The sequence below is a fragment of the Psychrobacter sp. AH5 genome (genome assembly GCF_040371085.1).
Classification (GTDB): domain Bacteria; phylum Pseudomonadota; class Gammaproteobacteria; order Pseudomonadales; family Moraxellaceae; genus Psychrobacter.
Genome location: NZ_JAMBMT010000001.1, coordinates 847762 through 871790, shown reverse-complemented (window position 1 = coordinate 871790; position 24029 = coordinate 847762). Strand labels below are relative to the sequence as shown.

Genomic DNA, 24029 nt, shown 5'->3' with positions numbered 1-24029 from the left:
TTTCTCCTTCCCTCTAACTGCTATAGTTAGGGGGATTTTTTTTATCTATCTATAAAAATAGGAAGCCTCTATGCGCTACCAAAACAGCTATGCCAAGTTAGATCCACGTCTTTACCATAAGCAGCCGCCAACTGCGCTTGATAATCCTCGTGCTGGGCATTTTAACCTGCAAGTAGCCGAGCAATTAGGCTGGTCTGAGGATAAAGAGCTGATGCAGCGCTGGGTGGATATTATTGGTGGTCATTATGTTCCGGATGGCTTTGAGCCTTTAGCAATGGCTTATGCTGGTCATCAATTCGGTCAATGGGCGGGACAGTTAGGCGATGGGCGCGGCCTCCTGATGGCACAAGTCTTGGATAATAACGATACTCTACAAGACTTACACCTCAAGGGCATTGGCTTGACGCCCTACTCAAGAATGGGTGATGGCCGCGCGGTGCTGCGCAGTACTATTCGAGAATATTTATGCGGTCACGCTTTTGCACAGTTAGGTATCCCCGCCTCCAACGCGCTAGGGTTTGTAGTATCTGACACGCCAGTACGCCGTGAGAAGATGGAAGCAGGAGCGGCGCTAATGCGTGTCGCTGATAGCCATATCCGCCTCGGTCATGTCGAGTGGATAGCGAGTTTTGCGCCGGACTTATTGGGCGAGTTTACCGATTATATGATCGATACCTACTATCCTGACTGCCGCGATAGTGAGCAGCCGGTATTATCGTTTTTGAGCGCAGTGGTCGAACGCACGGCGCGGATGATCGCCGATTGGCAACTCATTGGTTTTGCGCACGGGGTGATGAATACTGATAATTTATCGATTACCGGTAGCACCCTAGACTTTGGGCCTTTTGGCTTTATGGAGCGCTTTAACCCTGCTTGGATTAATAATCACTCCGATCATACCGGTCGCTATGCTTATCAAAACCAGCCGGCTATCGGCTACTGGAACCTCAATGTCTGGCTACCGCACTTTATGCGCTTGCCAGGCGTCACTCGTGAGACTTTAGCAGACTGCCTCGCGCCTTATGAGACTGTGTTTATGCAGCATTATCAGCAAGGGCTTTGTCGCAAGCTAGGATTACCGCATGAGCAAGTAAGCTTAGGGTTAGCTTTTGACTGGTTAAGTTTACTAGAAGATAATTTGCTTGATTATACCAATAGCTTTCGGGCGCTCTTAGGCCTGATTGCACCGGATAATTATCCCCATGAGAAGCAGCTGTTAGCTACCTTAACTCACGAGCTATCCGCCGAGGCATTAACGGTTTGGCAAGATTGGCGCAAGCGTTATTTAGCTCAAATCGCCACCTTATCTATTGACGAGGTGATTGAGAACATAGAAAATAACAATCCGGTCTATGTGCTACGCAATGATATAGCGCAGCGAGCTATTACCGCTGCTGAGCAAGGCCAGTTCGATGAAGTGGATCGACTTTATACTTTATTAGCCACTCCTTATAAGGTGCAAGAGCTAGCTACGGTGCTTGATAGCTCGCCGCCAGCGCCTAACGCGCCGCAAATGCCAATTAGCTGCTCTTCTTAGCCGATTAGATGATTGACATCACAGATAAACCGCTACAGACAAAATAAGCAATAGCAAATCTAGGATAGGTTATTGGTTTGGTCACGGCTACTTAATAATTTGCTTAGCTGATTTGCACATTTCGTGAGAGTTGACTAGGCAGTGAATTAACATTGATGCTAGAATAGTTATTTTTTTAGTGCAATGTCTTTAGCCGTGCAATTATTTTTGACTGACTCCAGCATATTATGATTTTTTGCTTATTATCTTTTTGATGACGGTTATCTGTCATAACCCTTATTTTTATAAGAGTCAGCTACTGGCATCACAAGTTTTAGGGGTTATTTTTAGTCCCTCGTTTGACCTCTTTAGAGTCTACCATCCTTTCATTCCAACTATGGCCATTATTATGAATGACGATACCACCTTGAATACGGACACCTCTTCTTCAGAAATAGAGCAATTCGAGCAAGCCGCCCTACACTATCATGCCCATCCTCGTCCCGGTAAGATCTCAGTCACCCCTATCAAGCAGATGGCTAACCAGCGCGATTTAGCTCTAGCCTATTCGCCAGGAGTAGCGGTACCTTGTCTTGAGATCGAAAAAGACCCAAAACTAGCGGCAAAATATACCGCTCGTAGCAATCTAGTCGGCGTCATTACCAATGGTACTGCAGTATTAGGTCTAGGCGATATCGGTCCACTAGCGTCAAAGCCGGTAATGGAAGGCAAAGGCGTACTATTCAAGAAGTTCGCCGGTATTGATGTTTTCGATTTAGAGATTGCCCAAAACGATCCAGATAAATTTATCGAAGCGGTAGCGGCGCTTGAGCCGACTTTTGGTGGTATCAATTTAGAGGACATCAAAGCGCCTGAGTGTTTTAAGATTGAGCGTGAACTACGCGAGCGTATGAATATTCCGGTGTTCCATGATGATCAGCATGGTACCTCTATTATCGTTGCCGCCGCTATGCTCAACGCGCTAATAATCACTGAGAAAAAAATAGAAGATATCAAGATTGTCTGCTCTGGTGCTGGCGCTGCTGCTATCTCGTGTCTAAATATTATCTGCGCTCTTGGGGTAAATAAAGATAATATCTTCGTCTCAGACTCACGCGGTATTATCAGCACCAAACGTGAAAACCTTGATGAGACCAAGCAGCAGTATGCGCGCGATACTGATGCGACTACTATCGACGAGGTCATGGATGATGTCGATATGTTCTTAGGACTATCGATGCCTGGTATCTTAAGTACCGATATGGTCAAGCGCATGGCAAAAGACCCTATTATCTTTGCTCTTGCTAACCCCACGCCTGAGATTATGCCAGAAGTAGCGCATTCTGTACGCCCGGACGTCATCATGGCGACTGGACGCTCAGATTATCCTAACCAAGTCAATAACGCTTTATGCTTCCCCTATATTTTCCGCGGAGCCCTAGATGTAGGTGCAACGACGGTCAATGAAGAGATGAAGATTGCTTGTGTTCGCGCCATTGCAGCCATGGCTCATGTGGAAGCGACACCGGTGGGTAATGTCAAAACGACAGATAAGATACGCCGTTTTGGTCGTGAGTACTTGATCCCAGGTCCTCTAGAGCCTAACCTAATCATCGAGATTGCCTCGGCGGTTGCGCAAGCGGCTATGGATTCAGGAGTCGCTACCCTACCGTTGGATGATATCAATGCCTATCGTCAACGCTTGTCTGAGTTTGTCTATAACTCAGCGTTTGTGATGAAGCCCATCTTTGCTCGCGCAAAATCTGATCCTAAGCGCATCGTTTATTGTGAAGGTGAGGATAATAACGTCTTGCTAGCGGTACAAGTAGTGGTCGATGAGCAATTGGCTCATCCTATCTTAGTAGGTCGTCCAGCCGTTATCGCCAATAATATCGAAAAGCTTGGCTTACGCCTAGAAGATGGCGTCAACATCACTATCGTCAATATTGATGATGATCCGCGCTACAAAGACTACTGGCAGGGCTATTATGAGAAGAATAAACGCAAAGGCGTCAGTATTGAGCTGGCTCGCCGTGATGTGCGCCGTAAAACTACGCTGATTGGCTCACTATTGGTCGAAAACGGCGATGCTGAAGGAATGATTTGTGGTACGTTTAGTCATTATCAATTGCATCTCAAATACGTGCAAAACGTCATCGGCAAAAAAGAAGGCGTTAGTGATTTTTATGCGATGAACGCGGTATTAATGCAAGATCGCAATATCTTTATTGCTGATACTTACATCCATGAAGATCCTACCGCTGAGCAGTTGGCTGAGATGACAGTGCTAGCCGCTGAGCAATTAGAGCGCTTTGGTATCACACCAAGAGTGGCTTTGGTCTCGCACTCTAACTTTGGTACCTCAGATCGCGCCAGCGCAGTAAAAATGCGTGAGGTTTATCAGTTACTGTCCAAGATGAATGTCAACTTTGATTTCGATGGCGAGATGCAAGGGGATGCTGCTCTAGATGAGCGTATCCGTTTAGAGGACTTCCCATCAACAGAGTTTAGAGGCGCTGCTAACCTGCTCATCCTGCCTACTCTGGATGCGGCAAACATTGCCTTTAACCTGCTAAAAACAGCTACTGGTAGTGCTTCTATCGGTCCTATTCTTTTAGGCGCTAACAAACCTGTGCATATCTTGACGCCATCAGCGACTGCTCGCCGTATCGTCAACATGACAGCGCTGGCTGTTACAGAAGCCTTAGATTTAGAAGAAGAGCAAAAGTAACACTGCAAGCCTAATAAAAGGTTTGCTGCGTGCTTATGATTTAGGGACTTATGCTTTAATGATAAGCGCCGTGCTATAATAAAAACAGCTAACGTCACGCGTTGGCTGTTTTTTTTGATTAAAATTTAGCTAAAAGAGGTAGTGATGCAAGTCTATCTAGTCGGCGGTGCGGTACGCGATGAGCTGTTAGGACGGCCTAGCAAGGATAAAGACTTCGTCGTTGTGGGCGCAAGTATTGAACAAATGCTAGCAGCAGGATTTCAGCAAGTGGGGGCTGATTTTCCTGTGTTTTTGCATCCGATCTCACATGAAGAATATGCGCTGGCTCGCACTGAGCGTAAACAAGGTCATGGCTACCAAGGCTTTAGTGTGGATGCCAGCTCAAAGGTCACTCTAGAGGAAGATTTACAGCGCCGCGATTTGACTATCAATGCTATGGCCATTGAAGTGACTAGCCTTACTGATGATACCCCTATCACGGGTGAAATTATTGACTATTATGGTGGCCTTAATGACATCGAGCATAAAACGCTACGTCATGTCTCAGAGGCCTTTAGCGAAGATCCTTTAAGAGTACTGCGAGTGGCACGCTTTTATAGCCGTTATTATGACTTAGGCTTTAGTATCGCTAATGACACCCTTGAGCTGATGCATGCGCTTGTCGCTTCTGGCGAGCTTAATCATTTAAGTAGCGAGCGCGTTTGGCAAGAGTCTAGCCGCGCCATGATGCAAACGGCCCCGCATGTCTATTGGCAAACGCTATTTGATATTAAGGCGTTAAAAGATTATTTTGCGCCTATTCACCAAGCTTGGCAAAACACCTCGATCAAAGAAACAGTACAAACAGCGCTATACTTTGCCGCTCAGATGCAGCTTAACCTCTCACAGCGCTGGGCGCTACTAATGAGTAGTGTTGATAACTTTTTATTTAATTCAACAACCTCTGCGAATGATAATTTGCAGACTGTCGCTGCTGAAAAGCAAACAACCGTCATAGCTAAGCTTGTCAAAGTTCCAAAAGCGCAAACTCAACTTGCTACTTTATTTATCCAGCAAGCGCAGTATTTAGCGAAAATAGATCAACTAAGCGCAGCCCAGAAGATTGATCTTATTCAAGCCTGTAGCGCTCATAAAACCCCTGAGAAACTCTCACAGCTGTTAGTCGTTAGCCAAGTGTTAAAACTAGCGAAGAATCACCGACAAATGATGATTGCGCTAGGCAGCTTTCATGCTATTAGCATGGATAGTATAGATAGTAGTCTAAAAGGTGTAGCTATTGGCGAAGCGCTACGAGCTGCTCGTATTAAGCACCTGCAGACTCAAAACAACCAAGCGTAACTCATGAATACTATAAACCATGCTCCTGTTATGCTCGTCACGGGCAGCGCTAAACGTATCGGCGCGGCTATTATTCGGACGGCTCATCAGCAAGGCTACCGCGTCATTATTCACGCTAATAGTAGCGCCCAACAAGCGCAGTCACTAGCTGACGCGCTTAATAATAAGTGCCCTGATAGCGCTAGATTATTGATTGCAAATTTGACCGTTATTAATACTAAAGCAAGCTTACAAGCCTTTGTTGATGATATCATCGCCGCTTTTGGGCAGATCGATGTATTAGTACACAATGCATCAAGGTTTTATCCTACGCCATTTGGTGATATCGATGATGAGCAGTGGGATGAGCTGTTTTTGAGTAATGCCAAAGCGCCGCTACTACTAAGTCAGGCGCTGCTGCCCTATCTGCAAGCACAACAAGGCTGCATTATTAGCCTGCTCGACATTCACGCGCATGATAAACCATTTAACGGATACAGCGTCTACAATATGGCAAAAGCTGCGCAGCGCACGATGGTTCAGTCGTTAGCGCTCGAGTTAGCGCCGCTAGTACGTGTCAACGGTGTGGCTCCTGGAGTCAATATCTTGCCTGAAACCGATAGCGACCAAGCGCTTGATCAAGCACAGCAAAATCGTATTATCAGCTCTATACCGATGCGGCGCATAGGTACACCAGAGGATATCGCTCAAAGCGTGCTATATTTGGCAAAAGCCAGCTATATTACCGGTCAGATTATTAGTGTGGATGGTGGCCGTAGTTTAACCTTAGCGGGCGGTAGCTATTAAATTTAAGCAAATAGTCTCTATTCTTATCATCTTTTACTTGAAAAATTAAATAATTGATGTATTATAATGCGTCTAACGTTAGGGCCCATAGCTCAGTTGGTTAGAGCAGAGGACTCATAATCCTTTGGTCGTAGGTTCAAGTCCTACTGGGCCCACCACATATTAAATCAGGCTTGTTCGCAGCGATGCGGCAAGCCTTTTTTTATGGGATTTTTTATTTTTAACAATAACTTGAGCTATGACTAAGAAGTTACAGTGGCAAATTTAAAGCCGAAGCTGTCAAGAAGATAGCAGATATTAAGAGCAATATTTCAGCGACCGCAAAGTAGCTTAGCATTGCCATGCAAACGTTATCTAACGGACAGAACAAAGCTAGTCGAAGCAAGTTTATCAGCACAGAGCCATACGCGCCCAATCGTATAACAGCTCTTCAAAAAATAAAGCAGCTCAAGCGACAACTTAAAGTTGCCGAAAAGGAGCACAATATTTTAAAAGAGGCGATGGATTAGGGACTGTATAGAATTGAGAAAGCATTGAAAAAAATAAGCAACGCCTTACTCTAATGTTTACCACAACAAAGAAACAAGGCGTCACTTATGGCTCGCACTAAGCTCAACGATGAACATTGGCACAAGCTATTTATTATATTGCGACAAATTAACGTATATAACAAGCCCAATCTAAGACGTACCGTTGAAGGCATGTTGTACCGCATACGAGTAGGCTGTCCATGGCGAGACTTACCTTCTTATTTTGGTCATTGGTCTAGCATATATCATCAATACCGTTACTGGCGTAAAACCGGTAAATGGCAAAAGCTCATGAAGATAGTCACAGCAAACTATGATAGTGAATGGTTATTTATAGACGGTAGCGTGGTTAAAGCTCATCAGCATAGTACAGGCGCAGCCAGTCATCTTGATGAGGCCATTGGTAAAAGCGTTGCAGGTAATAGCAGCAAACTGCACTTAGTGGTCGATGCTTGTGGCAACCCTATACATGTTGAGCTGTCAGGTGGGCAAGTACATGACTCTAAGATGGCAAAGGCGTTGATATGTAGCACCATTAACAACCAGACTAAAGCGGTGATTGCAGACAGGGGCTACGATAGTAGCGATATTAGAGAGTGTATCTTCAAGCACTGTGCTCAGTCAGTCATACCTGTTAAGTCGAACTCTAAAAGCAGTAACGACACACTAGATTGGTATTTGTATCGTTGCCGTCATTTGGTAGAAAACGCTTTTGCTAGATTGAAACATTTTAGGGGCATTGCCACGCGATATGATAAGCTCAAAGATAGCTTTGCAGCGGCGGTAATGCTCGCTTGTGTCTTTATCTGGTTGCCCTTGATTTGAATTCTATACACACCCTATATTAATAGTCTGATATTTAAGAGTTCAGTTATTCTGGTTTTTATAACCAATGCTTTTATACTAATCACTATATGTAGTAATATTAAAAACCGCTTTACATAAATCGTGACGCCAGCTCTTTCATAATCTCGTTAGTACCGCCATAGATCTTTTGTACTCGGGCATCAGCGTAGAGGCGCGCGATAGGATACTCCATCATATAACCGTAGCCGCCAAATAGTTGCACGCACTCATCCATAACGATACACTGCTTTTCGGTCACCCAATATTTGATTAAAGCAGCATGCTGCACGCTAAGCTCCTTTTTTAGTAGCGACTCGATAGCGGCATCACATAGCGCGCTTGAGGCGATATAGTGACTGTTGCACTCGGCTAATTTGAAGCGCGTATTTTGAAAGCTCCAGACTGGCTTGCCAAAAGCGGTGCGCTCTTTGGTATAATCAATGGTCAAATCTAACGCTAACTTCATAGCGCCAACCCCTGCCAGTGCCACTATCAAGCGCTCCTGCGGCAACTCCTGCATCAGCTGAGCAAAGCCTATACCCTCTACAGTACCCAGCAGATTGGCTTGCGGCACCCGCATATTACTAAAAAACAGCTCCGAGGTATCTTGTGAAGCCATACCGAGTTTTTTGAGTTTTTTGCCCCGCTCAAATCCGGGCGCATTGTCGGTTTCTACCACGATTAAGGAGACGCCTTTCGCTCCTTGCTCTCTATTGGTTTTGCAGGCGACGATTATCAGATTGCCCAACTGCCCATTGGTGATAAAGGTCTTTGAGCCATTGATAATATAATCATCGCCGTCTTTGACCGCAAAGGTTTTGATATTTTGTAAGTCGGAGCCGGTGCCCGGCTCAGTCATCGCGATGGCGCCAATCAGCTCGCCGGTCGCCATCTTCGGTAGCCATTTTTGCTTTTGCTCTTCGGTACCATGATGCAAAATATAAGGGGCAACAATTCCTGAATGTAAAAAGCCACCAAAACCGGCTTGATTGGCTTCTGACTGCGCATAAATCAGCGCCGCTTCATGACGAAAGTCACCGCCTGCACCGCCATACTCTTCCGGCATCGAGGCGCACAAAAAACCCATCTCGCCAGCTTCTAACCATGCGTCGCGATCCAGCATACCGTTATCGCGCCATTTTTGATCATGCTGCTCCCAAGCTCTAAATACTTTTAGCGCACTGGCGTGTAGCATCTCAATCTCTTCGTCCATCCAGCTAGGTTTAAAACAGGCGATAGTCATAAAGTCTTCCTTGATAAGATATTGGCTTACAATAGCTAGCAAACTATTTACCGTTATTAAGTAATGTTAAATCATAAATTAAGGTAATTAATATTACCCTTTTATTTAGCTATAAAATGCTTATTAACACAGGTTTTATAATCGTTATATTATAAAATAAGTATCAGATATGCAATATAGTACTATACAATGGTAATTATAATTATCATAATATTTACTTCGGTCTAAAAGTAGCGATATAGCGCCTCTTGACTAAAAACAGTACAAGTATTGCAGCGTAGGACTCATATAAACCCTCTTCGCGTGCAGTTATAAAGACTACATAAAACTCATTCCAGTAGCCCTATACGTGTTTTATCGTGGATCGACTAGAGCAATGGATTATAAGATATGAAAAAAACCCGAGCAAAATCACTATCCAGCGCCGATGTTGGCAGAACTAACAAGCGCCCTAACATCAAAAGTGAGCTGCCTAAAGCGGCTAAGCAGACTGGACCCTCCGCCTTAGCACCCTTAAGTGAGATGCGTCCTGCCACTTTGGATAAAATAGAAAAAGCGGTGCGCCAGCTGTTTGCAGGTAGCGATGCTAGTGATATTACTATGATTCAAATTGCCAAAGCGGCAAACGTGTCGCTACAAACGCTTTATAAGTATTTTGGCGATAAGCAAACGGTGCTTTATACCATTATGGATTTGGTACTGGGCAAGTTAGCAGTAAGAATGATGGATCACCTGCAAGGTATTGATAGTGTCGAGGATCGTCTGCGTAAAACGCTATGGGTCTGCTTAGATTTTATCGATACTCATCCTGACGCGGTAATGGTGCTCTCCAAAGTATCGATAGCGCGTTTTCACAATATCGCTATTTATAATAATAAAGAGCTTATTAATGCTTTTTTGAGCGTGCTCGAGGATGGTCAAAAGCGCGGCGTGCTAGTCGATACGGTGCCACTGCCTATCTTATTTGACGTGTTTATGGGGTTTATCAGTCGCTTGGGTATTATGCATACTATTCGTCAGACAGACACCCCGCTCAATGCAAATTTTGATGCTTTATTTGGTATATTGTGGCGCTCCATGTCCAAGCCTGAGGCTATACAAAACTTGTCCTAGTAGCGCTTTATTACTAACCCACTGTTGATGGCAGCGGTGCTGGTTGTCGTTTGCTCGACTTGCTGATAATCTGCACTTACCTAACCTGTTGCCATCCAGATGTGGCTTGATGCGCGTCTTGATGGGCAAATAACGGATGCGCTTTGGCCTCCTCTAAGCTCAGTACAGGCGTCACGCAAACGTCGGCGGATGCAAACACTTGCTGCCAAAACTCAAGCGGCTGACTGGCGAACTTATCAGCGACCGCTTTGGCTGCCTCTTGACTGGCAGGCAGGTTGGGCATTACCCCGCGCTGCCAATGCACGTCTTTATACTCCGGCAGCTTGAGCACCTCGCACAATCCTTGCCAAAACTTTAGCTCTAATGAGCCCACCGCCATATAGCGATTATCCGCAGTTTGGTATAAGCGGTAGCAAGGCAATAGTCCGCCCAAAAAATCATGGTGCGGCGCCGGACTCTGACCTGAGAAGCTTTTGACCAGCTCCCCTGTGGCTTTTGGCATAATCATATGATTGTACAAGCTATGGGTCATACTGACTGCAACATGACGCCCTTTGCCGGTTTGCTTGGCGGCAAATACCGCAGCTAGCAGGGCAATCACTGCCGTATCACTACCGCCAGCCAAATCTGCAAACTGAATGTTAGGTATGGCCTGCTCACCAGTTGCAGTACGTAGCTGATCAAGCACGCCGCTCATCGCCATAAAATTGATATCGTGACCGGCTTTATTCGCCCAATCATGAGCGATTTGAGAGTTATCACTATCGTTAGCCAGGCCATAGCCAGTAATTGAGACGATAACCAGTTCTGGGTTAAGAGCGTGCAGGGTCTGTGCATCCAATCCCATACCTTCAAGAACACCCGGACGAAAGCTGTCGAGCATCACATCGCTTTCTGCAATATGAGCCTTGATCGCTTCAATACCTTGAGGATCACGAAAGTCTAGTTTTTGAGTCGTTTTTCCGTGATTTAAGGCCTCGAACAATCCGCCTAACGCGCGCGCAGGATCACCGCCTTTTGGCTCAATCTTGATGATATCCGCGCCCAAATCAGCCAGCAGACGCGTCGCAAATGGCCCGGGCAGATTGCGCGTCAGATCAACAACGCGCAGTCCTTGTAAGCAGTCGCTCATACCCTCTATTGCGTGAGCTAAATTAGCCATCCACAAACTCCTGACCATTTGCAGCCATCTCTACCAAAATCTTAGCCGGCTCAAAACGCTCGCCATATTGCTTGGCGAGCTCGCGGCTACGCGCCACAAACTGCTCGACGCTCATAGCGTTTATAAACTGCAAGGTGCCGCCTTGATGCGGGGCAAATCCCCAACCAAAGATAGAGCCGATATTAGTATCGGCGACTGAGCGCACGACGTTTTCTTCAAAACACTTAGCCGACTCATTGGCCTGAATAAACATCAAGCGATCCACTAGATCTTGCTGGCTTGGCTGCTCGCTACTGGTTGGATAAAGCTCGGTGAGCTTAGGCCATAGATGCTTATCGCCTTTGTCAGGATAGTCATAAAAGCCTTTGCCGTTCTTTTTACCTTCGCGCTCATGCTCTTTGACTAAGGTTTTTAAAATATCGTAGGAGGGGCGCATCGCCATGGTCCTCCCTTCCGCCTCCATATCCTTTTGCTGCTGCTCGCTGACGTGCAGAGCTAGACTCAATGACACCTCATCTTGTAGCGCGAGCGGCGGCATCGGCATACCGGTCTTTAGACCCGCCACTTCAATACTACGCGGATGTACGCCCTCGCCTAACATGGCGACGCCTTCAGAGACATAAGTCCCAAACACGCGTGAGGTATAAAAGCCGCGACTGTCGTTAACGACGATAGGGGTTTTACCGATTTGTAGCACATAATCAAAGGCTTTGGCTAAGGTCTCATCATCGGTTTTCTCGCCCATGATAATCTCAACCAGTGGCATCTTATCGACGGGTGAGAAAAAATGCAGCCCGATAAATTGCTCTGGACGCTTGCTCGCCTCTGCCAGGCCGGTGATAGGTAAGGTTGAGGTGTTAGACGCATAGACAGCCGACTCTGGAATCACCGCTTCGGACTGCTCGGTACATCTGGCTTTGATCTCACGGTTTTCGAACACCGCTTCGATAACCAGATCACAGTCTGCTAGATCATCATAAGAGACGGTCGGCTTGATACGCTTGAGTAGTGCTTGTTTCTTATCCTCAGTTGAGCGCTTACGGCTAATGGCTTTATCCAAAAGCTTGGTAGAGTAAGCTTTACCCTTTTCAGCGCCTGCTATATCTGTATCGAGTAGCACGACATCTATACCGGCTTTGGCCGTGACACAAGCGATGCCAGCGCCCATCATACCTGCGCCCAAGATGCCTACTTTTTTGGTTTTGTAGCGCTCAAAACCCTGCGGACGCGATTGGCCTTTTTTGATGCTATTGAGCTGCGTCCAAAGCGTATTGATCATATTTCTGGACTCGCTTGATAACACACAAGCGGCAAAATAGCGTGATTCAAGCTCAAGGCCAGTATCGATATCGACGATGCAGCCTTCAAATACACAGGACATGATATGAGTAATCGCCGGATAATTGCCGTGCGACTTTTGATTGGCCATAGCCGGCGCGATAGAGAACACTTGCACCACTTTTGGATGCATGCTGTTACCGCCTGGGATCTTAAAGCCCTTAGTGTCCCAAGGTTGCTTAGCCTTTGGATTGGCTTTGATCCACGCTTTGGCTTGCGCTAGCATGTCGTCATTATCAGTCGCTGTGGCATCGATAAGACCGATATCCAAAGCCGCTTTAGGCCGTAGCTCGACCCCTTGGGTCATCAGCTCAAGCGCTTTTTGGATACCGACCAATCTTGGCAAACGCTGAGTACCGCCGCCGCCGGGCAGTAACCCTAGCTTAACCTCTGGTAGACCCAGCTTAGTCTTTGGCGAATCAATAGCAATGCGGTAATGACAGGCTAATGCCAGCTCAAGCCCGCCGCCGAGTGCCGTACCCGTCATAGCAGCGACGACTGGCTTGCCTGACGTTTCAAGTTTACGTAGGCTACCTTTTAGATCTTCGACTAACTCAAAAGCTTGCTCAGCGGTTTCGATATGAGCCAGTTGATCGATATCCGCGCCAACCACAAAGCTGTCTTTGGCCGAGGTTAGGATGAGGCCTTTAGCCGACTCGTCACTAATAAAGCTGTCTGTCATCGCGGCAAAAGCGTCGGTAAAGCCATCGCCGATGACGTTCATTTTGCGCGCGCTTTGATCGATAGTAACGGTGAGGATACCATCATCATCACGCTCAGCTGAAAAATTGGCTAGAGTGTTGATAGCATCAATGCTGTCTGTGTTGGTAGTCATTTTTTGTCCCTTAAATGATCTCTTAGTTATCACTTTGTGTTTAAAAAAGCTTTATACGCGCTCAATGATAGTGGCAATACCCATACCGCCGCCGACACATAGAGTAATCATCGCAGTCTTAAGATCACGGCGCTCAAGCTCATCGAGCACGGTAGTCATCAGCATCGCGCCTGTAGCGCCCAGCGGATGTCCCATCGCGATAGAGCCGCCATTGACGTTGACGATATCCATGGAGATACCTAAGTCATCGGCGGTATTCATCGGCACAGCAGCGAAGGCTTCGTTGATTTCCCACAGATCGATATCAGAGACTTGCATGCCCGCTTTATCTAAAGCTTTTTGGCAGGCAGGGGTTGGGCCTGTGAGCATAATAGACGGCTCTGAACCAATAACCGCCGCCATAGTAATCTTCGCGCGCGGCTTCAGACCGGCTTTTTTGCCAGCGGCCGCACTACCGACTAAGCACAGCGCCGCACCATCGACGATACCCGATGAATTGCCCGCGTGATGGACGTGGTTTACTTTTTCGATAGTGGTATATTTATCCAAAATTACGCTATCAAAACCCATCTGACCGGGCATAGCAAACGAAGGATTGAGACCTGCTAGCGTCTCAGGGGTAGTATTGGGGCGGATAGTCTCATCTTTAGCCAATAGCAGCATGCCGTTCAAGTCTTTGACGGGTATCACTGATTTATCAAAATAGCCCTGCTCCCAAGCATTAGCCGCTCTTTGGTGCGAGCCGGTAGCGAATGCGTCGACGTCGCTGCGACTAAAGCCTTTGAGCGTAGCTATGGTATCCGCGCCCACCCCTTGCGGGACAAAACCCGTACCGTCATTGACGCGGGGGTCCATGTACCAAGCGCCGCCATCTGAGCCCATCGGTACGCGGCTCATAGACTCAACGCCGCCTGCGACGACTAGCTCCTCCATACCCGACATGACTTTGGCAGCAGCAAGGTTGATGGACTCAAGCCCTGAGGCGCAATATCTAGAGAGCGTGACGCCAGCGACGCTTTGATGCCAGCCAGCATCGATTGCCGCAATACGGGCAATATCAGAGCCTTGCTCACCCACAGGGGTGACACAGCCAAGCACAATGTCGTCCACTAAGCTTGTGTCTAGACTATGGCGCTGCTCCATCTCTTTGAGTAAGCCCCGAACCAGCCAAATCGGCGACGCTTGATACAAAGCGCCGTCCTTTTTGCCTTTGCCGCGCGGGGTACGAATACTGTCATAAATGTATGCGGTCTCAGTCATAAAAATCCCTTTTTTTGTCTTTTAAATAATAGTTAACTCTAAAGCTTGACTTACTTATCTTAACTCCAATTCTAGCTTTTATATTAGCAATAACGTTTATCTATAAGCCGTTACATAAAGCGCGCGGCAAGCTCTTTCATGATCTCGTTAGTGCCGCCGTATTCTTCCGGTATCAACGCACATAAAAACCTTATCTTAACCGCCTCTTCAAGCCGCACGATTAATCATACCCTTATCACGCCATGCTTCATCTCTTTCCTTCCAGCTTTGAAACATTTTTAGAGCGCTGTCGTATACTATTTCGTGCTCTTCGATCATCTAATTTGCTGAACATGTTCTGATAATTATAATACTTTCCTTAACGCTTTTTTCTTGCGAAAATGAATGGATATAGAGTTTTATAATAGGTTTAATGATTTATTTCTAATAAATAGTAATTATTATTACCATTGTATAAAGCTTGACAATCTATTTTGATGATTGCATTCCATGAGTTAGAATAAAATAGGAGCTATAGCGTTGCAACTAGTATTTTTATAAAGGTAATTAATATTACTACATGAATTTATACAATGAGGAATTAGGTAAGTTAACGCTTCTAGATGACATTTTTAGAATAAGGCTATGTTAATAAGCAAGCGCTTGACTCATTAATCAGGATAACTAAGCTTAAAAGAAGTAGAACATGAGAGTTTATCAAACCTATATCTTAGAAAGGTAGGGTTGTTCGCAGTATAGCCGATCCACTATAAAAGAAATACAGTGCTACGGGGATGAATTTTGCGCAGCCTCTGGGAACGCAGCACGCAAGGAAAATTTATACCAGTAGCACGTTACAATGCTTGTACTCTTTTTATTCAGGATTCACTATAGTGTGATTTGCCTTTTTTATGAGGTTGTATAATTTTTAGAACATATAAAAGGCTTTAAAGTCTATAAAAAAAGCCCAATACTACTTTAGTCATAGTATTGAGCTTTTTACCTTGCAATTTTTTGTTTAACTCTTAAGAGTTATTTTTTAAAACTACGTTTACTATTTATTTTTTAATCTCTAAAAAGAAGTACGACGATAATTACGATATTCTGGCAACCAAAAATTGGATTTTAGTCGGCGTTGTAGATTCTCGGCGGTGACAGGTAACGCCAGTTTATCTTCAACCGCTTGTCGAGCTACGGCATAAGCTATCTTTTCACTGATCTGTCTGATGACCTTGATCGGCGGCAATATAGCACCGGGCGCTTTATCATATTCCATTGAGATGTCGGCCAGCGCTTGGCTTGCGGCCATAAGCATATTGTCGCTGATACCCCTCGCTCGCGCCGCCAAAACCCCTAGGCCAATACCTGGAAAGATGTAGCTGTTATTACACTGAGACACCTCAAAAGTCTGACCCTCATAAGTGGTATAAGGAAAGGGACTACCGGTAGCGATAATTGCTTTACCATGACTCCAGCTAGTCACCTCTTGCGGAGTAGCTTCAACACGAGAGGTTGGATTTGACAATGGCAGAACGATGGGATGCTCAGTATTAGCACATAAAGATTCGATAAGCTCTTGAGTAAACAGCCCTTTTTGGCCGCTAACGCCAAATAATACCGTGATTTTGCCCTGTTTAACCACTTGCGCTAAACCGAGCGGCTCACTATGATCCCAGTGCTCAAGATTGGCCTGTTTTTGTACCAGCGGCGCTTGGAAGTCTTGCAGCTCTGTCATGCTATCGGTGAAGAGGCCATAGCGATCCACCATAAATACCTGACTGCGCGCTTGCTCCTCGGACAATCCTTCACGCTGCATTTGACGAACAATATGCTCAGCGATACCGCAGCCCGCCGATCCTGCCCCCAAAAAAGCTATATTTTGTTGGCTAAGCTTTTCGCCTTTATTTAAGCAAGCTGCAATCAAAGTACCTACCGAAACTGCGGCAGTACCTTGAATGTCATCGTTGAAACAGCACAGCTCATCACGATATTTATTTAATAACGGGGTGGCGTTTTCTTGAGCAAAATCTTCAAATTGTAACAACACCTCAGGCCAGCGACGTTTAACCGCTTGAATAAATAACTCTACAAATTCATTGTACTCATCGCCTGAGATACGTGGATTTCTCCAGCCCATATACATAGGATCATCAAGCAGTTGTTGATTATTAGTGCCAACATCTAACAATATCGGTAGGCAATAAGCGGGACTAATACCACCACAAGCGGTATATAAAGCTAGTTTACCAATTGGTATCCCCATGCCGCCAATACCTTGATCGCCTAAGCCTAAAATACGTTCACCGTCGGTCACCACAATCACTTTTACTTTTTGTTTGGTGGCGTTTTGTAGCATGTCATCGATTTTATGACGCTCAGGATAAGAGATAAATAAACCACGTTTACGCCGATAAATTTGCGAAAACTTTTCACAAGCTTGTCCCACAGTTGGGGTATAAATAAGCGGCATAACTTCTTCAATATGCTGCTCAATTAAATGATGAAATAGCGTTTCATTAGTATCTTGTATATTACGCAAATAAATATGCTTATCCATATCATTATCAAATGAGCAAAGCTGATGATAAGCGCGCAAGGACTGCTCTTCAATGGTTTCAATATTATGCGGTAATAAACCAGTTAAATTAAAGCTATCACGCTCTTCTGATGAAAACGCGCTACCCTTATTTAATAAGGAAGTTTCTAACAATATAGGCCCAGCAAAAGGGATGTATAACGGACGTTTGTTTGACATAATAAAATCTTCTTGTTAAAGGATGAAGAGAGAAAATAGTTAAAATCGGGAGTTCAAAATTTTTATTAGATGATAAATATGACTTAACTTTATTTTTCATCTGGTTTTTATAAGACCGCTCAAAACAATATAATAATAAGCTAACACTCATAAAAGTATTTTATAAGTAGCCAATATTAGCTATAAATAGCTTGATTGATAACACCTGCTTTTAGCAGAGTAATTTTTTAAAATATTTAAGTATCAAGCACTGCTAAAAAAACAGTAGTAGTAAATAGGATAAATTAATAACACGGTAAAGAATTGAGTATCACTAAAAACGTAGAAGCAACATTTAGAATTCAAAGCAGAAGCGGTTAAAAAACAGCCAGTAATAGCGCTAATTTGAATAAGACTACTTAGCCATCGACAATAGCGATAGCATAAGACAAAATCGACTCTAGACACAAGAGGAAGCAATGATGAATTATTTCTAATAAAATTAAAGATAACCGCTGGACTAATGTCTATTTATGGGCTAGTCTAGCTATTGTGACAGCCGAGAATAGTATAGTACAAAGCTTATTTAAAAAACACCTTGTTACAACTTGTCTTTAGTGCTATATTTTAAAACGTTGATGAGTATCTACACTTTTTCAACGAAACCTCTTAGTTCATTCTTCGCAAAAACCTTTACCGCAAGATCACCATAAAAAAGAACGCAGTAAGTAGTAAAGTGACCAATCACCTGCAACTCCTTTCTTTGGACATGGCTAGTTTTTAAATCCGAAAAACATAAAAACCAAACTGTATGAGTCAGGAAGACTCTTGCATTAAATTCGCATGAAACCCTGCCTATACAACCATTACTGTGTCACCTTATACACATTTACAAGGACGTCAATCATGTCTCTACAAAACCCTATTTTTATTCCTGGTCCCACCAATATCCCAGAAAGACTACGTCACGCGATGAACGTGCCAACTCAAGATCACCGCGCTCCTGATTTTTCTAACACCTTTTTACCCGTACTCAACGACGTCAAAAAAGTGTTTGGTACCATTGAGGGTGAAGTGCTTTTGTTCACCTCTAGTGGCACAGGCGGCTGGGAAGCGGCTATCAGCAACACCTTATCCCCTGGCGATAAAGTGCTCATTGCTCGCTATGGAATGTTCTCGCATCGCTGGATCGATATGTGTCAGCGCCATGGCCTGGATGTACAAGTGATTGAATGTGCTTGGGGTGAAGGCGCGCCTGCTGATAAGTTTCAAGAGATCCTAGCCGCAGATACCAATCACGAAATCAAAGCTTTGATGGTCACGCATAATGAGACTGCAACGGGTGTATTAAGTGACATTGGCGCGGTGCGTAGCGCTATGGATAACGCTAATCATCCCGCTCTCTTATTCGTCGATGGGGTCAGCTCAATCGCTTGTGTCCCCTTTAAAATGGATGAATGGGGTGTAGATATCGCGGTAGCTGGCTCGCAAAAAGGCTTTATGCTAGCCACAGGCATGGCGATATTAGCAGTAAGTCCAAAAGCGCTAGCCGCTATGGAGCAAGCAAAACTACCGCGTACCTATTTTGACTTTCGTGACATGCTCAAAGCCAATGCCAATGGCGGCTTTCCTTATACCCCGCCGCTAAACCTGATTTATGGTATGAAAGCCAGTCTTGATATGCTGTTTGAAGAAGGCTTGGACAATGTCTATGCGCGTCATTACCGTTTAGCCGAAGGCGTGCGTCAAGCGGTGAATGGCTGGGGTTTTAAGCTATGTGCAGTATCACCGGATCTATACTCTCAAACCGTAAGCGCGATATACGTTCCTGAAGGTTTTGATAGTAATGATCTGACCAATCATGCTTTTAACAAATACGGCATCTCTTTCGGTGTGGGTTTGGGTGAGATGAACGGCAAAGCGTTCAGAATTGGGCATTTGGGCTCATTGACTGAGGTGATGGTTCTGGCTGGACTAGCTACCCTTGAGATGGCAATGGTTGATTTGGACTACCCAATCAAACTGGGTCAAGGCGTCACTGCCGCCCAAGAATATTTTCGCAACCATTAGTTTATAGCCTTCTGATAAAAGCTATTAACTGACCTTTCTAAATAAAAAATAAAGGAATATTTTTGATGATAACTAATGAAAATGGGCTAACCATTCCAACGCTTGAGGATATGTTAGCAGCGCATGAGCGCATTAAGCCTTATATCCATCGCACCCCCGTTATGACCTCAAGTTTTTTGAATGAGATGGCAGGCTGCGAGATGTTTTTTAAGTGTGAAAACTTTCAAAAAGCCGGCGCCTTTAAAGTTCGCGGTGCCTCAAACGCGGTCTTTGGTCTCTCTGATGAAGAAGCTAAAAACGGCGTTTGCACTCATAGCTCAGGCAACCATGCGCTGTCTTTATCCTATGCTGCCGGACAGCGCGGCGTCCCTTGCAATGTAGTGATGCCATACAGCGCGCCCGAAGCCAAAAAAGCAGCAGTGCGCGGCTACGGCGGTATCATCACTGAGTGTCAGCCCTCAACCACTTCTCGCGAAGAAGTCTTTGCAAAAGTGCAAGCTGAAACTGGTGGCGACTTTGTTCATCCTTACAATGACCCTCGCGTTATCGCTGGTCAGGCCACTTGTTCACGCGAGTTCTTAGAGCAGATGCAAGAGCGCGGCGTAAAACCTGACATGGTCGTCGCTCCTATTGGCGGCGGCGGTATGATATCGGGCACTTGTTTGACGCTATCAAACCTAGCACCAGACGTCAAAATCTATGCCGCAGAGCCAGTAAACGCAGATGATGCCGCGCGCTCATTACATGCCGGTCACATTATCGCTGATGACGCCCCAGATACGATCGCTGATGGCCTAAAAGTACCGCTCAAAGATTTGACTTGGCACTTTGTCAGTAACTACGTGACCGATATCTTGACCGCAACCGAAGAAGAGATCGTTGAGGCGATGAAGCTAACTTGGACGCATATGAAGATTATCATTGAGCCAAGCTGCGCGGTGCCCCTTGCTGTCATCCTAAAAAACAAAGACGTTTTTGCCGATAAAAAAGTGGGCGTTATTATTACTGGTGGTAACGTCGATCTTGATAAGCTGCCTTGGAATTAACTTTGGTAGCTAGATACTCAGTCCCAAATTAGGTATTAACTAAGCGCAGCTTAGGCGCAAGTTTAAATACCTTTATAACCTTAATTACTATTAATTAAGTCGCATGAATTAAACCATTACAATCAATCAAACAAATGGAGCTTGAATATGATTACTGAAGAATTAGAAGTTGGTTTTAACGTCCCGGCTGAAGTGGGTATGGATGAAGCGGATATCCAAACCCCTTGCCTAATCCTTGATTTAGACGCCCTTGAGCGCAACATCAAAAAAATGGGCGACTACGCAAAAGATCATAATATGCGTCATCGTAGCCACGGTAAAATGCATAAATCTGTGGACGTACAAAAGTTGCAACAAGAGCTTGGCGGTTCAGTAGGCGTCTGCTGTCAAAAAGTCTCTGAAGCTGAAGTGTTTGTACGCGGCGGCATCAAAGACGTCTTGGTCTCAAACCAAGTACGCGAGCCTGCCAAAATTAAGCGTTTGGCTAACTTACCTAAAATGGGTTCAAAAATTACCGTTTGTGTCGATGATGTTGATAACGTCGCTGAGCTATCGGCTGCGGCAACCGAAGCAGGTACTGAGCTTAATTGTTATATCGAGATTGATTGCGGCGCAGGACGCTGCGGAGTTACCACCACTGAGGCGGTAGTTGAGATTGCCAAAGCCATTGATGCAGCCGACAACTTAAACTTCACAGGCATCCAAGCCTATCAAGGCGCGATGCAGCATATGGACAGCTACAGCGACCGTAAAGCCAAAACTCAAGTCGCTATCGATCAGGTGCAAGAAGCGATCGACGCTCTTGAGCAGATTGGTCTAAAACCAGAATTTGTCTCAGGCGGCGGTACTGGTAGTTACTATTTTGAGAGTAATTCAGGGGTTTTTAATGAATTACAGTGCGGCTCTTACGCCTTTATGGACGCCGACTACGGGCGTATTTTGGATGAAGATGGCAACCGTATCGATGCAGGCGAGTGGGAGAATGCACTATTTATTCTAACCTCGGTTATGAGTCATGCAAAACCGGACAAAGCTATCGTTGATGCTGGTCTAAAAGCACAATCCGTGGACAGCGGCCTACCCTTCATCTATGGCCGTGATGATGTTGAATATGTCAAATGCTCCGATGAGCATGGCGTGGTTAGCGATCCTGACGCAGTACTAAAGATTAACGAAAAATTAAAACTTGTACCCGGTCATTGCGACCCTACTTGTAACGTGCATGACTTCTATGTTGGTGTGCGTAACGGTAAAGTTGAGAAAGTATGGCCGGTATCTGCTCGCGGTAAAATGTACTAAGAGAGACAAGCTTACTATTATTCGTTTGATTTAAAAGGGGCTGTTGTAGCTTTAGCCTACAATAGCCTTTTTTTATTTCACTAGTAGTATTTTAGAGATATCCGTTAAGAGAGCTAAATTAAAAAGTATAAAAAGGAATTTATAATGAGTGATGCAAACAATGCTAATAATGAAGGTTTAATTATCGTCTCAGAAGAGGCTTGCAAAGCCGTAATCGATCGTGACTCTGCTTTTAGCGCCGTTGAGAATGTCTTTGCTGCTATGGCAAACGGTGATGCCTATAACTTCCCAGTGATTCGCGAGGCGATTGGTTATGCCGATGCCTTATATGGCTTTAAATCTGGCTTTGATCGTGCCGGCAAATCTCTAGGCCTAAAATCTGGCGGCTATTGGCCTGGCAACGAAGCGAAAGGCCTAACCAACCATCAATCCACCATTTTCTTATTCAATCCTGATAATGGCAAATTACGTGCGCTTGTCGGTGGCAACTATTTAACCGCTGTGCGTACTGCTGCCGCCTCTGCCGTCTCAATCGCCCATCTAGCCCGCGCGGACAGCAAGGTGCTAGGTATGGTTGGCGCCGGTCATCAGTCTACCTTTCAGCTACGCGCCGCACTTGAGCAGCGCAGTTTTGAAAAAGTGGTCGCTTGGAATGGCAATAAAGATCGCCTAAAAAACCTACAAGCCGTCGCTGAAGAATTAGGCGTGCCGTTTGAATCAGTAGATCGCGAAGAGCTTTGCAAGCAGGCCGATGTCATCATCACTATCACCTCAGCGTTTGAGCCATTACTTATGAAAGAGTGGATCAAGCCGGGCACACATATCGCTTGCATGGGCACTGATACCGTCGGTAAGCAAGAAGTCGACGCAGCTTTGATAGCCTCAGCGACGCTCTTTACTGATGAAATCGCACAATCGATCAGCCTTGGTGAAGCCCAGCACGCAATCAAAGCAGGTAGTATTCAAGAGTCCGATATCACACCGATTGGAGCCGTTATTAATGGCGATCATCCGGGCCGTAGCCATAAGGAGGAGATCACTTTATTTGATGGAACTGGGGTTGGCTTACAAGATTTAGCTGTCGCTTCTGCTGCCGCTAGACTTGCCGTTGAAAAAGGCGAAGCTCAGCACGTTTCGCTATAATGACTCAGAGCTATAATGACTCAGAGCTATAATGACTCAGAGCTATAATGACTTAGAGGTATAGTTACTTAGATTAGCCACTGTATTTTAAAACCGCTAAATAACGAGTTTATTTAGCGGTTTTTTATGCTAACAAGTTATAGCTGATAAACCTCAGCAAGCTGACAACATAACCGCAAGGCACTAAAGGCTGCCAGACTAGAAGTTTTAGGGTTTTCGGCCAATGGTAGACCAGTCATACTAATCTCCAGCTTGCCGAACACCCCATTGGCGTTAATATGATGAATATTATGCTCAAGGGTTGGATCAACGATTAATTCCACTTTGGTTTTATCTAATCCTACGCCAGCTAAAGCAATAGTCGCTGCTACGTTGGAGTTATCCGGAAAGAGTGCCGCTGCTTCTCTAGCACTGCCGGTAAAGAAAACCTCAGGCTGCACTAAATTATCATAATCAATCAGCTCATCGGCATAACTGCCTTGCCAACTGGCGGGTTTTTTACGACCTTGATAAGTCACATCTTCTAACCCGGCTAAGCTTGCCGCATTAATACCGTCAATGCCGGCGATAGCCCCTGCTAAAATATGGATTTTTACCTTATTTTTTTTTGCTGTATCATGTAATGACATAGCGAATTTTTCATCGGTAAAAGCTCCTACCGAGACAATACCTAGCGCTATACCTTGTTGTAAAATATCAAGCGCGTGTTGTTTTAGGCCATCTTGCCCTGCCATCTCAACCGCTAGATCGGGCTTAACGGTTAACTCGGCGACTGAGGTCACCACTTCTATAGACTGCCCAAGCTCAGCCCTTATCTTGTCAGCACTTCTAGGACTAGCTACTATGGCCTTGAGTACCACGTTATCGGGTAGCATCTCATGAACTTTTCTAGCCATAGTGCCGTAACCTATAAACATCACGTTTTTCATCTAATATCCCTATATGTTGATTCTTTTATTTATTCTATCCTTGTCACAGTTGAACATTCAATACGCCTTAAAGTAAAGCTTTTCAAATCATAAAACTATATTAAGTCCTTTTTCACAGACAATAATTAATC

At 45.1% G+C, this 24029-nt stretch carries 16 protein-coding genes, 1 tRNA gene and 1 pseudogene; 12 read left to right on the top strand and 6 right to left on the bottom strand.

Annotated features, from left to right (window positions below; translation table 11 throughout):
- The first annotated feature begins 70 nt into the window (after window positions 1-70).
- The 7 genes and pseudogenes from M0N77_RS03725 (at window position 71) to M0N77_RS03695 (ending at window position 7726) form a co-directional block, all read left to right on the top strand.
- On the top strand, window positions 71-1537 hold the full coding sequence (locus M0N77_RS03725) for a protein adenylyltransferase SelO family protein (RefSeq protein WP_353103652.1): 1467 nt from the start codon (window positions 71-73) through the stop codon (window positions 1535-1537).
- Window positions 1538-1925: 388 nt separating this feature from the next.
- The gene (locus M0N77_RS03720; RefSeq protein ID WP_353103650.1) at window positions 1926-4247 is read left to right on the top strand and encodes an NADP-dependent malic enzyme; all 2322 of its coding nucleotides are present in this window, start codon (window positions 1926-1928) and stop codon (window positions 4245-4247) included.
- Between the two features lie 144 nt (window positions 4248-4391).
- Entirely contained in the window at window positions 4392-5585 is a 1194-nt protein-coding gene (locus M0N77_RS03715; RefSeq protein WP_353103648.1) for a tRNA nucleotidyltransferase, read from the top strand.
- A 3-nt stretch (window positions 5586-5588) separates the two neighbouring features.
- The gene (locus M0N77_RS03710; protein ID WP_353103646.1) at window positions 5589-6371 is read left to right on the top strand and encodes a pteridine reductase; all 783 of its coding nucleotides are present in this window, start codon (window positions 5589-5591) and stop codon (window positions 6369-6371) included.
- Window positions 6372-6452: 81 nt separating this feature from the next.
- A tRNA-Ile gene (locus M0N77_RS03705) sits at window positions 6453-6529 on the top strand.
- 129 nt (window positions 6530-6658) lie between these two features.
- Window positions 6659-6868, top strand: a pseudogene (locus M0N77_RS03700) (IS3 family transposase); the annotation flags it as partial.
- A gap of 99 nt (window positions 6869-6967) precedes the next feature.
- Window positions 6968-7726, top strand: coding sequence for an IS5 family transposase (locus M0N77_RS03695; RefSeq protein ID WP_025651202.1), 759 nt, complete (start codon window positions 6968-6970; stop codon window positions 7724-7726).
- Window positions 7727-7838: 112 nt separating this feature from the next.
- Here M0N77_RS03695 and M0N77_RS03690 read toward each other — a convergent pair whose 3' ends face one another.
- Window positions 7839-8990 carry an acyl-CoA dehydrogenase family protein gene (locus tag M0N77_RS03690; protein WP_353103642.1) on the bottom strand — a complete coding sequence of 384 codons (1152 nt, stop codon included), beginning with the start codon at window positions 8988-8990 and terminating at the stop codon, window positions 7839-7841.
- A gap of 390 nt (window positions 8991-9380) precedes the next feature.
- On the opposite strand from M0N77_RS03690, the gene M0N77_RS03685 reads away from it, so the two are divergent.
- Window positions 9381-10103: a TetR/AcrR family transcriptional regulator gene (locus M0N77_RS03685; RefSeq protein WP_353103640.1), complete on the top strand. Its 723-nt coding sequence runs from the start codon at window positions 9381-9383 to the stop codon at window positions 10101-10103.
- A 76-nt stretch (window positions 10104-10179) separates the two neighbouring features.
- On the opposite strand, the gene M0N77_RS03680 is transcribed toward M0N77_RS03685, so the two are convergent.
- The 4 genes from M0N77_RS03680 to M0N77_RS03665 form a co-directional block, all read right to left on the bottom strand.
- Window positions 10180-11265, bottom strand: a complete 1086-nt coding sequence (locus M0N77_RS03680; protein WP_353103638.1) for a CaiB/BaiF CoA-transferase family protein — start codon at window positions 11263-11265, stop codon at window positions 10180-10182.
- Window positions 11258-13438: a 3-hydroxyacyl-CoA dehydrogenase NAD-binding domain-containing protein gene (locus M0N77_RS03675; protein ID WP_353103636.1), complete on the bottom strand. Its 2181-nt coding sequence runs from the start codon at window positions 13436-13438 to the stop codon at window positions 11258-11260. Before M0N77_RS03675 ends, M0N77_RS03680 begins: the two co-directional genes overlap by 8 nt.
- A 51-nt stretch (window positions 13439-13489) precedes the next feature.
- Window positions 13490-14698: an acetyl-CoA C-acetyltransferase gene (locus M0N77_RS03670; RefSeq protein WP_353103634.1), complete on the bottom strand. Its 1209-nt coding sequence runs from the start codon at window positions 14696-14698 to the stop codon at window positions 13490-13492.
- Between the two features lie 1051 nt (window positions 14699-15749).
- Window positions 15750-17432, bottom strand: coding sequence for an NAD-dependent malic enzyme (locus M0N77_RS03665; protein WP_371834183.1), 1683 nt, complete (start codon window positions 17430-17432; stop codon window positions 15750-15752).
- Window positions 17433-18317: 885 nt separating this feature from the next.
- Here M0N77_RS03665 and bhcA point away from each other — a divergent pair.
- From bhcA to bhcD, 4 genes are all read left to right on the top strand, one after another.
- Window positions 18318-19481, top strand: a complete 1164-nt coding sequence (gene bhcA / locus M0N77_RS03660) for an L-aspartate--glyoxylate aminotransferase BhcA (RefSeq protein WP_353103632.1) — start codon at window positions 18318-18320, stop codon at window positions 19479-19481.
- A 65-nt stretch (window positions 19482-19546) separates the two neighbouring features.
- Complete coding sequence (gene bhcB, locus M0N77_RS03655; RefSeq protein ID WP_353103630.1) at window positions 19547-20527, top strand: beta-hydroxyaspartate dehydratase BhcB; 981 nt, start codon at window positions 19547-19549, stop codon at window positions 20525-20527.
- 147 nt (window positions 20528-20674) lie between these two features.
- Window positions 20675-21826, top strand: coding sequence for a 3-hydroxy-D-aspartate aldolase BhcC (gene bhcC / locus M0N77_RS03650; protein WP_353103628.1), 1152 nt, complete (start codon window positions 20675-20677; stop codon window positions 21824-21826).
- 144 nt (window positions 21827-21970) lie between these two features.
- Window positions 21971-22969, top strand: coding sequence for an iminosuccinate reductase BhcD (gene bhcD / locus M0N77_RS03645; protein ID WP_353103626.1), 999 nt, complete (start codon window positions 21971-21973; stop codon window positions 22967-22969).
- A 137-nt stretch (window positions 22970-23106) separates the two neighbouring features.
- Here the strand turns inward: bhcD and M0N77_RS03640 are convergent, their stop codons facing one another.
- Window positions 23107-23898 (bottom strand): aspartate dehydrogenase, encoded by a 792-nt coding sequence (locus M0N77_RS03640; protein ID WP_353103624.1) that lies wholly within the window; start codon window positions 23896-23898, stop codon window positions 23107-23109.
- Between the last annotated feature and the right edge of the window lie 131 nt (window positions 23899-24029).